This is a genomic window from Fulvivirga kasyanovii (genome assembly GCF_009711405.1).
In the GTDB taxonomy this organism is placed as follows: Bacteria; Bacteroidota; Bacteroidia; order Cytophagales; family Cyclobacteriaceae; genus Fulvivirga; species Fulvivirga kasyanovii.
Map to the genome: position 1 here is coordinate 1 of NZ_SMLW01000226.1, position 2,513 is coordinate 2,513.

At 36.5% G+C, this 2,513-nt stretch carries 3 protein-coding genes; all 3 read left to right on the top strand.

Annotation, left to right across the window (positions count from 1 at the left end; all coding sequences use genetic code 11):
* Nucleotides 1–31: 31 nt before the first annotated feature.
* Nucleotides 32–1,288 (top strand): hypothetical protein, encoded by a 1,257-nt coding sequence (locus tag E1163_RS01075; protein ID WP_155168677.1) that lies wholly within the window; start codon nt 32–34, stop codon nt 1,286–1,288.
* A 102-nt stretch (nt 1,289–1,390) separates the two neighbouring features.
* Nucleotides 1,391–1,975 (top strand): hypothetical protein, encoded by a 585-nt coding sequence (locus E1163_RS01080; RefSeq protein ID WP_155168678.1) that lies wholly within the window; start codon nt 1,391–1,393, stop codon nt 1,973–1,975.
* 28 nt (nt 1,976–2,003) lie between these two features.
* The gene (locus E1163_RS01085) at nt 2,004–2,435 is read left to right on the top strand and encodes a lipocalin family protein (protein WP_185155910.1); all 432 of its coding nucleotides are present in this window, start codon (nt 2,004–2,006) and stop codon (nt 2,433–2,435) included.
* Nucleotides 2,436–2,513: the final 78 nt, after the last annotated feature.

The following is a 2,513-nucleotide window of genomic DNA, read 5'->3' on the forward strand; positions in this document are numbered from 1 at the left end:
GCTGAAAATATTAAATTAAACTTAATTGAAAATGAAAAATTATTTTAAAACAATATCACATTTTAGTCTGATTGTTTTCAGTTTAGCCTTAATGGTGTCTTGTTCTGATGACGATTCTGTAGAGCCAAAACCACCTGTGGTAGAATTATTGCCACCTGTTCTTTTAGCTTGTGACTATTTTAGTGAAGATCGCGTATTGAAAAACGACACCCTGCGTCCGGTAGATTATATAATTGATTGCTGGGCAAGTGTACAGGGAGGCTTAAAAATAGAACCTGGTGTAGTGATCGAATTTGAAAATCATGCAGGTCTTTATGTCGCCCCTAAGAATAAAATATTTGAAATAAAAGGAACAGAAGAGGAGCCTGTTGTTTTATCGGGTACTTCCAAGCAAAAAGGTTATTGGAGAGGAATTTTCTTTGCAGAAGCTCATAATCAAAACAATCTTATAGAACATGCTCAAATAAAATATGCAGGTTCGCAAAACTTAACTACTTCTTCTCCTATATATGAAGGCACTTTAGCTTTACGTGGTGTATCAGGAACTCCTCCACAAGCACTTACTTTAAACAGTGTAGAGATCAGCAATGGTGGTAGCATTGGACTAGACTTTCACGGTATTAGAAAAAATGCACCTGTAACCACTTCAAACTTAGTAATAACAGCTAATGAAGATGTTCCTGTAAAAGTATCTGCGGAGATGGCTCATGTCTTCAACAACACCTCATCTTATGCAGGTAATGCTTCAGATTATTTGAACATCACAACTTCCTATTATGAAATACAAGACCAAACGGTAAGCTGGCAGAAATTAGATGTGCCTTATCTAGTTGATAACAGGGTACACATTAAGCACAACGGCCACCTGACCATTGAAGCGGGAGTAGAAATGCAATTTAAACCCGAGGGATATCTACAACCTTATGATGGTTCAACTGACGCGGGCAATGAGTTGAGTTTAAAAATACAAGGCATGCCCAATGATCCTGTATACTTAAAAGCCTATAACGGTACGAACTGGGGTGGAATCATGTTTGGATTCACGCAAGAAAACAATATCATTTCGCATGCTATTATAGAAAATGCCAAAGGTGATTTTCCTGTAGGCAATCGCGTAAACACCGGTGCAATATACTTGCACGCACAACCTATGTTAACTGTAGAGAATACGATTTTCAAAGACTTGCAAAATTGTGCTTTTTATGGATATGGCACTGATCCGTTTGAAAACGTCACGGTTGGCAACCTCACTTTTAACAATGTCGGATCACAATACTGTAATCCATAATTAAAACATAATAAACATCAACAAGCAAGTAACCCTTTTGGTGTGAGTCTATTTGTTTGATGTTTCTATTCTAAAATTTAATCCTTATTAAAATTAAAATCTATGATTTTTTTTAAACAAGACCACTTTTTTGTAGCACTTGTAGTTGCTTCAATTTTTCTTTTTTCTTGTAGTAAAGACGATGATGAAAATGACAATATCAACCCAACTTCTACTTTAACTATTAATGATGGTCGTATTGCTTTTGATGTATCAGGTTTTGAAAATACCTCAATCGAAGGTAATGTGGTTTATTACCTTAATAACCAATATAGCATCAAGTATTTCAATATTTCTGATGATGAAGGTATTATGCATAACAACAAAACATGGTATATTAATTTTGAACAAAACTCCAATGATAATATTGACCTGCCCGAACCAGGCGAATATCCAATTGTTCAGGGGTCTGAAAATACTTACGACCAAACCTCGTTTAACGCAACAATCTCAGCATGGACAGATCTTATGACCGAAACAGGGACATCTTTTGGAGGAAATAACGGAGCGATAAGTGGGACTCTCAAAATAATAAGCAATACTGACGGTATTGTTAAAGGTACTTTCAGCTTTGAAGCCTCGTCTGAGGATGGTGAAAAAATAAGCGTAACCAATGGGCAATTTGCAGCTCCAAAAAACACCTGGTAAACCTATTTTCAATATAAAAGAACATGCAATGAAAAAGAACATATTATGTAGCGCGTTACTAATCGCCATTTGTATTTCGTTGAGTAACTATGCCGCTTTGGCTCAAAATATAGATAAAGAAGCCCTGACGGGTACCTGGGTAGTAGAAGGCACCATTATGGGTGACAATGGCAAAGGTTGGGTGATGCCACGTAAACACTCTGCTCCTGATTGTGGTAAAGACCATACCGTATTTTATTCCGATGGAAACAGTAAAGAAGTAAAATACACATCAACCTGTGAACCTATTGAACAAACCTTTCAATGGGAGTTAGAAGACTCTAAATTAATACTTTCAAAAGGAGATAAAAGTATCACCTGGCATTTACTGAGTTTGGAAAACAACCAATTAAAAGTGGGCGTGCAAATGCGCCAAAATTCAGAGCACAAAATGTATGTGGCCTATAGAAAACAAGAATAAATAAGGTTCAAATATCGTGGAAACTATTGGTCAATCCGTCACACTTTTGGGGTCGGTCAATAGCTTCCCTTACAATAA

What these genes read in the sequence shown, in the direction of transcription:
- E1163_RS01075 (WP_155168677.1), top strand. Translation starts at nt 32, where the DNA reads ATGAAAAATTATTTTAAAACAATATCACATTTTAGTCTGATTGTTTTC.
- E1163_RS01080 (WP_155168678.1), top strand. Translation starts at nt 1,391, where the DNA reads ATGATTTTTTTTAAACAAGACCACTTTTTTGTAGCACTTGTAGTTGCT.
- E1163_RS01085 (WP_185155910.1), top strand. Translation starts at nt 2,004, where the DNA reads ATGAAAAAGAACATATTATGTAGCGCGTTACTAATCGCCATTTGTATT.